The sequence below is a fragment of the Thermodesulfobacteriota bacterium genome, assembly GCA_036397855.1.
Classification (GTDB): domain Bacteria; phylum Desulfobacterota_D; class UBA1144; order Nemesobacterales; family CSP1-2; genus DASWID01.
This window is the reverse complement of sequence record DASWID010000098.1, coordinates 1-8,264: the sequence shown is the minus strand read 5'-3', so window position 1 is coordinate 8,264 and position 8,264 is coordinate 1. Positions and strand designations below refer to the sequence as shown.

General features: G+C 43.4%; 9 protein-coding genes. All 9 read right to left on the bottom strand.

Going from position 1 to position 8,264, the window contains the following annotated elements; genetic code table 11:
* The coding region (locus tag VGA95_07425; protein HEX9666378.1) for a cytochrome b N-terminal domain-containing protein at nucleotides 1-1,008 on the bottom strand (1,008 nt) is incomplete at its 3' end.
* Between the two features lie 175 nt (nucleotides 1,009-1,183).
* The gene (locus VGA95_07420; protein ID HEX9666377.1) at nucleotides 1,184-1,690 is read right to left on the bottom strand and encodes a Rieske (2Fe-2S) protein; all 507 of its coding nucleotides are present in this window, start codon (nucleotides 1,688-1,690) and stop codon (nucleotides 1,184-1,186) included.
* Nucleotides 1,665-1,964: a hypothetical protein gene (locus VGA95_07415; GenBank protein HEX9666376.1), complete on the bottom strand. Its 300-nt coding sequence runs from the start codon at nucleotides 1,962-1,964 to the stop codon at nucleotides 1,665-1,667. Before VGA95_07415 ends, VGA95_07420 begins: the two co-directional genes overlap by 26 nt.
* Before the next feature lie 45 nt (nucleotides 1,965-2,009).
* Nucleotides 2,010-2,864, bottom strand: coding sequence for a cytochrome c oxidase assembly protein (locus tag VGA95_07410; protein HEX9666375.1), 855 nt, complete (start codon nucleotides 2,862-2,864; stop codon nucleotides 2,010-2,012).
* 52 nt (nucleotides 2,865-2,916) lie between these two features.
* Entirely contained in the window at nucleotides 2,917-3,471 is a 555-nt protein-coding gene (locus VGA95_07405; protein ID HEX9666374.1) for a heme-copper oxidase subunit III, read from the bottom strand.
* Between the two features lie 4 nt (nucleotides 3,472-3,475).
* Nucleotides 3,476-5,152, bottom strand: coding sequence for a cytochrome c oxidase subunit I (gene ctaD / locus VGA95_07400; protein HEX9666373.1), 1,677 nt, complete (start codon nucleotides 5,150-5,152; stop codon nucleotides 3,476-3,478).
* The gene (coxB, locus tag VGA95_07395; GenBank protein ID HEX9666372.1) at nucleotides 5,149-6,087 is read right to left on the bottom strand and encodes a cytochrome c oxidase subunit II; all 939 of its coding nucleotides are present in this window, start codon (nucleotides 6,085-6,087) and stop codon (nucleotides 5,149-5,151) included. The genes ctaD and coxB overlap by 4 nt, the downstream gene beginning before the upstream one ends.
* Nucleotides 6,088-6,297: 210 nt before the next feature.
* Nucleotides 6,298-7,566, bottom strand: coding sequence for a diphosphate--fructose-6-phosphate 1-phosphotransferase (gene pfp / locus VGA95_07390; GenBank protein HEX9666371.1), 1,269 nt, complete (start codon nucleotides 7,564-7,566; stop codon nucleotides 6,298-6,300).
* A 171-nt stretch (nucleotides 7,567-7,737) separates the two neighbouring features.
* Nucleotides 7,738-8,264 (bottom strand): rhomboid family intramembrane serine protease (locus VGA95_07385; GenBank protein HEX9666370.1); only part of this gene is annotated, 527 nt, incomplete at its 5' end.

The window sequence follows — 8,264 nt, the reverse complement described above, 5'->3', positions numbered from 1 at the left end:
TAAGTATGATTCAATTTCAGGGGGTGAGAGGGCAAGAAAAGCAAAGTAGAAAACAAAATACCAGTCTGGCACCGGTAACGCATCGATATTGGATGGATCTGGTGGTGCATTGAGGGCTGGGGGCCCAATGATAATAGCGATAAGTAATATGATAGTAATGACACAGAAACTGAATACCATATCCCTCCAGGCAGCATCTGGCCAAAAGGGAACGCCACTTTTCTTGATCTTCTCCTCGTATTCTTGTCGATAGGTTTTTGGATCTACAGGGTCTCCTGCTCTTGGCATTTCGGAGATTCCATTCTTATAAACCAAATAGAGATGGAAACCTATGAAAATAAAGAGTAACGCGGGAACAAGAAATACATGATAGGCAAACATCCTGCTCAGTGTTGCGCCTCCGATTGTCTGCCCACCAATCAGAAAGTCTGCAACCCATCTGCCGATAAATGGAATTCTACCGGCCTGCTCTGCTGCAACTATGGTGGACCAGACTGCCGTTTGATCCCATCGGACGACTTGGCCGGTAAAGCCCATGCCAACTGTTAAAGCCAGAAGCACTACGCCTGTAATCCAATGCATTTCACGTGGAAACTTATATGCTGCCGTCAAATATACCCTTATCATATGAAGTCCAACAAGTAGAATCATTGCAGAGGCTCCCCAGTTGTGCATACCTCGGACGACCCTGCCAAAGGTTGTTTGATCGGTGATGTACTGAAGGCTCTGATATGCCTCGCCAGCGGATGGAACATACATGAATGCCAGGGTTACACCTGTTACCACCTGTATGATAAACGCGAACAGGGTAGCGCTTCCGAAGACATAAAACCAGGATGCAGAGCTAGAAGGAACGATGTGACCAGGCATAAGTGTATTAAACACCGTTGAAACTCCGGTGCGGTCATCAAACCATACCCAAGCCCTTTTCAGAGATAACATTAAGTCTTTACTCCTCTGAACAGCTTCTAATGTGCTAGAGCAATTCCAACGTATTATTGAATTCAAATTGTTCCTTCCCCCTCGATGGGGGAAGGTTAGGATAGGGGCGAAACATGGATTCTATCCCCCTCCCCTTAATCCCCTCCCTCCAGGGGAGGGGAGATCTATTAAAGAATTCAAACAGTAAAAAACTTTCAACTTCGTCATTTCGCAACTAGATTGCAACATTGATCTTCACCGGTTAAACCGTGGTAATCGGAATTGGACTCGTGAGGATCTCAACCTGCCCCTTACTGGTTCTTACGGGATATTTGTATAAGCCCCTTGGCGGTGGGCCAGCGGCAACTGAGCCGTCCTCATAATATACTCCACCGTGACACGGGCACATAAATAATTTTGCCCCTGGTACCCATCTGACCGGGCAACCCAGGTGAGCACAATTCACTGAGAATACTGTGAAGTTCTCCTCATCATCGCGTCTCAACCAGGCAGCGGTCTCTGCAGTTACACCTGCCCAGGGTAATGGAGAATCATCCTCAAACATTACTTTCACAAATTGTCCAACCTTAAAACTGTCTATATTCCCAACGGGTCTCCATACCGGATCCGGTCTTTTGAATACAGGAGCAATAAGAGACCCAATAACCGGGATTGCAACCATAGCCCCGGCTATGCCTGCAAGAGTTACACTTAACTTCGTGAAGAACTGCCTGCGATTACATTCATTCGTTTTCATGTTTTCGCTCATCTCTTAGGTCTCCTATCCACGCGGCGAGGGCTACTATGAACAAAATAAGACCCAGACCGGAAATTATTATAATGGTGCTAAATACCTGATTGAATCCGACCGCTAAGCCCCATAGCATAAATGTGATAGAAAGAGCCAACAAAAATGGCCAATACCCTGCCTTTGGTAATTTCTCGGGTTTTGGTTTATGCCACCCATCATGTATTTCAGAGTTGCATGGTTTGCCCTCGACCGCAGACTGAAATTCAATCGGTGTTTGCTCATTGTTACTCATCTATTGCGACCATCCTTTGCATGTAAGTCTTACGGCTCTAGATTATCAATTATTTTCTCTTCCATATGTTGATCGAATCCGAGTGTCGATTTCCAATGTTTGGTCAACTAAATCTTCGTCTTCGGGACTGCTATACCATCTTACAAAAGTTAGCATGCTTGCTAAAAGGTATATCAAACAGCCTGGTATCCACATAGTAAGCCCTCCAATCTGCTGATCTACTCCAGGTGTAATGCATAAATCATTTCTGAGAAGTGATAAGATTCCGTATGTATCAACTGGGTTCAGATATGCGGCGTAAAGACCGACCGAAGCGAATGTTATTAAAATTCCAAGGATTGAGCACCCGAGACAGGCCGATGCCAGATATAACGTTGACGTAAGTGGAGATAATCTCATACGATTTATTGGGGCGAAAACTGGCCACCAGAAGATTGCTCCAAAAATAATGAAGCTAACCTGCTGTACTACATATAGATTTTCATTTCTCAACACTTCGTCATGTAGTGAGGGGAGATGCCATATCCACATTGCACCAACTCCAAAAAACCAGGCAATTAGTGGATTTCCTAGGGTCCTCATAAGCGGCATTAAGGTTGACCGAACTGAAACCTTTTCTATTAAGATGGGTGGGATACCAAGAAGTAGTAGTAAAGGAACGATCAGTAACAATGTTATATGCTGTATCATATTTGCACTAAATAGATATGTCCTTCCCAGCATGCTTAAGGGTGAGGTAAGTGTAAGGAAGAATATAACTACACCAGTGAGGAATAGGATCGAATGTTTATTTAAATTAAAATGAGTGACGTAAACATATGAAGTGATAAGACATACGCTCAAGGCCAAAACCCATGGTTCAAGATGCCATGTCGATGTTAATATTTGAAGCATTGTCATGATAAGATCCCTTTGTGCATTTATGATTTATTTCGAATGAATATTCGTCTTGTCATAAAAATGCCCACAGATATATGACTGAGAAAACCACGATCCATACCCCGTCTACAAAGTGCCAATATATTGATACGACTTCAACACCATCTGATCTAGGCCCTTTGAAATCACCTGCAAGGGCCAGGCCTAGGAGAATTGATAGCATGATGAGTCCCACACATACATGAAAACCATGAAAACCGGTCAGTGTGAAGAACGTTGTAGCAAATACATTACGCGGTAACCAAATGTCCTTCTTGATAAGTCCAAACCACTCTAGACCCTGACCAAAGATGAAAGTTGCTCCGAGAAGAATTGTAATGAGGGTCCAAAACTTTAGCATAAAGTGGTTTTTCTTCTTTAGACTTCGCCCGGCAAGCCATATCGTAAAGCTGCTTGCTAAGAGAAAAAGGCTGAATATCCCGGTGACGATGGGATTCAGGCTGCTTCTTGCCGATGGACCGTCAAAAGGACCATGAACATGAAAATTTATATAAGCCAGGATCAACATTATGAAGAATATTGATTCAGAAGCGACAAAGAACCCTATGAGCATCCTATTGTTTGCCATTCAATCATGAACCTCTTCTGTTCTCGAGTTGTTTCTCGTCTGGCACATCGGGATGAGCCAGATCCCAGAGTGGACGCCTTCCCCGCACCGGCGGAACAAGTTCAAAATCATATACAGGCGGTGGTGATGTAGTTGCCCATTCAAGAGTCCATGCGTTCCATGGATTATCTCCTGCAGCTTTACCGTGGCGAAGACTGACGATTACATTCCACACAAAAATAATGACAGAGATCGCGAGTACTATCGCACCAATCGTGGATATCAAATTCATGATCCCCCAATAAGGTAAGTCTGGATATGTATAAACACGTCTTGGCATTCCAACCAATCCAAGGAGGTGCTGAACCAGGAATGTAAGGTTGAATCCAATTAACGTTAGCCAGAAGTGCCACTTTCCTAAACATTCCGATAACATACGTCCTGTAAATTTTGGAAACCAATAATAGACGCCAGCAAAAATTGCGAATAGAGAACCACCGAAAAGCACATAATGGAAATGTGCAACTATAAAATAACTGTCGGTCGCTTGCCAATCGATCGGAGCTGAGGCGATAGCTACGCCACTGAGACCGCCTACAACGAATTCTATAAGAAAGGTCACAGCGAAGAGCATGGGTGTTGCAAAACGGATTTTACCACCCCACATGGTTGCAACCCAGTTTAGAACTTTTACCCCAGTTGGAATTGCTATAAGCATGCTGGCTAGTGAAAAGTATGCGTTGACTACATTTCCAAGGCCTACTGCAAACATATGATGTGCCCAGACCGCCAAGCTTAGTAACCCTATTGCAACCGTTGACCCAGCTACAAACTCATATCCATAGATCGGTTTTCGTGAAAAAACCGGGATTACTTCTGAAATGATTCCAAATGCGGGGAGTATCAGTATATAAACCTCGGGGTGACCAAATCCCCAAAAGAAATGTTGGTATAGTATGGCCGATCCTCCCGAGGCCGGGGTGAAAAAGGTTGCTCCAAGCAGCCGATCCAGTAGAAGCATCGCAAAAGCTGCGGAAATAATAGGAATAACGAATATCAGAAGAAAGGATGTTACGAGGATCATCCAAACAAATAGGGGTACCCTTCGCAATGTCATCCCAGGGGTTCGGAGTGTTAGAATAGTTACAATATTATTCAACCCGGATGCTATAGAACCAATGCCGGTAGCAAGCAGTCCCAAGGCCCAATAAGTAGGACCCTTATTCAGCGAAAAAGGTTTTTCGCTTAAAGGAGCATATGCAAACCAGCCGACCTCGGGTGCACCGCTTTGGGTAAAAAAGCTATAATATAAAAGTAAACCACCAAAAACAAAAAGCCAGAAACTGAGGGCATTAAGTCTTGGAAAAGCCATGTCACGCGCCCCGATCATTAGAGGAACAAGATAAACTCCCACGCCAATCAAAAAAGGCATGACCACGAAAAATATCATCGTGGTGCCATGCATCGTAAAGAGTTGATTAAAGGCTTCCGGGGACAGAAACTCGTTAGATGGCTGCATCAGCTGAATACGCATTAGAAGAGCCTCTAATCCTCCAATTAGGAAGAAGACCAATGTGGCTATGACATACATAATGCCAATCTGCTTATGATCGATTGATCCGATCCAAGTGACAAGTCCTTCACTTTCGCCGATAGAGGGTAATGGTTCAATGTTCTCAGGAACGAGAGGAACTCTGCTCATTTTAGGGCCCCCAAATACGCGACGATTTGATTGACTTCATCGTCCGATAACTTCATATTCGGCATCAGAGAACCAGGCTTATACGCCTGGGGATTTGATAGCCACTTTTTTAAATTCTCAGAGGTATTCATCAGTACACCGGCTCCAATCGTTTCCCTTGTGTTGAGGTGTGTCAAGTCCGGACCTACTCGTGCCGCCGCTGCCGTCCCACGAACGGTGTGACAGTTCATGCATGCTTCTGTCAGAAAGATCTTTCCGCCCTTTGCTGCCTCACCCGATGTTGGGGTTTTAGGAATCCTGAGCTGTTCTTTTTCCCATGCATCAAATTCTGCTCGTGTCTGCGCGATTACTCTTATACGCATATTGGCGTGTTGAGCTCCACAAAACTCGGCACATGCTCCAAGGAATGTGCCTGGCTTACCGGCTACCAACCAGATATGATTAGGATGACCGGGAATTAAATCGATTTTTCGGAATAGTTCTGGTACCCAGAAATCGTGTATTACGTCGACTGACTCAAGCCTTGCAAGCCACTTCTCACCGACTGGGAGATGAACCTCGTTGGCAGTTAGAACGCCGGAATTTGGATAATAAAGTTCCCACCACCATTGATGACCAATTATTATAATGTCAGGCTTACGATCACCCTTGGGAGGATCAACGGCTAACATGGTTTTTACTGTAAGGAAGAATAAAACGGCAACGATTATGGCGGGCACGACTGTCCAGATGATCTCAACTCTTATGCTTCCAAAATCCTGCCTTGGTTCGCCATCATCGCCTGGTCTTTTTCTATAACGGATAATTATGTAAGCAACAGCCACCACGATGATGGCTAGAATGGCAATAGCAATGGCGAGCATGTAGAACGTGAGACCAGCCATAGCCGCCATTTCTGGGGAGCTTGCATTAAATATACCACCGAGTTTTTCCACGTTCCTCCCTTAAAGGGCTGCTGTTTGTAGTGGCTTAAAGTAGATAAGTTAAGTACTAACCCATTATATAAAGTTATTAATATGATTGTCAAGAGAGAGTTAAAGAGAAAATATTAACAAAATCGGAATAACTTCAGATACTTTTTCTCGAGTGGATTAAAATGCTTGTTTTGGTGATTAGATTTGATTTACTCAAAATCGACCAAATATTTATCTTAATGCTTTAGAGAAGTATCTTACAAATTCTTTAGGCTTCATATGAGCGGTTTGTGCAAGCTTTCTTAACTTCGCCTTGTTCTGAAAATCTTCTCGTTTAAGCTTGATCATGTATTTTTCCGCAACTTCATAAGATTCGGTGTTTATATCGACGTAGCGGACTTTTGTTCTTCCTGTCTCAGGGTCTAGCAACTCTTTGAAATTAAGGGGTACCATTTTGCCTGTTTGGATCGTTATCATTGCACCTGTTCCGCCTTGCAGCAAAAATTTTATAGCTCCATAACCAAGGTCGCGGGTGTATTTGGCATCGAAGGGGATGGGCGGAGCAGATCTTAGCTCGTATCCAATATTCTTGTTGACGATTGTGATATTGATCCCCTTTTCTGACAGCCTTCTCTTTGTTTCATTTTTGAGCACCTTCCCGAGGTCGATTTCTGATAATCTTATATTTCCATGGGCATCTCGTTCTACATCCTTTAAGTCCTCGAAATCTGTCTCCTCTAGTTTTTCGGCAAGACCTTCTGCTACAACTGCGACACCATCTTGTCTGCCCATATTGATCCGCTTTATGATAGCCCCTTCGAGTAAGGTTATGAGCCTGTCGAGTGTTATTTTATGTTCAGTGAACTCCTCTGGGATTATCGTTATAGTTGCGCCTGCGGCTTTTCCTATACCAAGGGCTAGATGGCCTGTTTTTCTTCCCATTGTCACGACAAGGTACCACCTGCTTGTTGTTCTTGCATCTTCCATAAGATACTGGACGATCCTTGTCCCAAGATGCCTTGCAGTTTCAAACCCGAACGTCGATATATAGCCAGGAAGAGGCAAATCATTGTCAATCGTTTTAGGCACGTGGGCCACTCTTATCTGGTTGTTTGCTTCTGCTAGGACACGGCTTGCCGAAAACATTGTGTCATCTCCACCGATTGTCAAAAGATAGTTAACCTCAAGGGTCTTTAGAGTACTTATCACATTTTTCATTTTTTGAGCACTCTTGGTTGGGTTTTCCCTCGATATACCAATAATCGATCCGCCGGTGAGGTGTATGCGCGAAGTGTTTTCGATTGTTAACCTCAGAATATGTTTCTTATCGCCTTGTGCTATCCATTTAAAACCCTCGAGAATGCCTATTACTTCTAAACCTTGGTTTATTGCTTCGATAGTAGCTGCGCTTATAACTCCATTGATTCCGGGAGCAGGTCCACCTCCGGCCAGTATGGCAAGAACATTTTTGGAATCCCTTCTTTTATTTTTGTAAACCAATTTGGATTAATACCTTGAAAATATTATTTTGTACAATTCTTTAATATGGTTCCGATCAAACCCGATCTGACTTTGCAGATCTACTATTCGTTTTCTTTAGTTAATGTTTTGATATTTCAATCTATTATTTTCTTTATACATATTATACTAACACATGTGTTAGGATCATATCTAATGATAATATTTGCTGAAGCGATTGATGCGGATACTTTCCTTCTTCTGAAAAAACCGAGCTAGAATTAGTCCTGCAACGAAGCCTCCTATGTGGGCCCAAAAGGCAACACCCCCGATTCCAGGCTTTGCTGAGAGGGTCGAAACTCCGCTTAGAAATTGAATAATAAACCAGATAAATATAAAAACCGCGGCGGGTATATGGATGAGTTGAATGAAGAAAAATATTGGTAACAGGGTGAGGATCCTGGATCTGGGAAAGAAGATTAAGTAGGCTCCAAGGACCCCAGAAATAGCCCCACTAGCTCCTATCATGGGAATCGTGGAGTGGATATTTATCATTGTCTGAAAAGCAGCAGCAGAAAAACCACATATTATGTAAAATACCAGATATTTAAAGTGGCCCATTCTGCCCTCTACGTTGTCGCCGAATATGTAAAGGAATAACATATTCCCCAGTAAGTGTAGAACCCCCCCATGAATAAATAGTGAGGTAAAAAATGGTGAAAAACGTTCAACGATTCCTA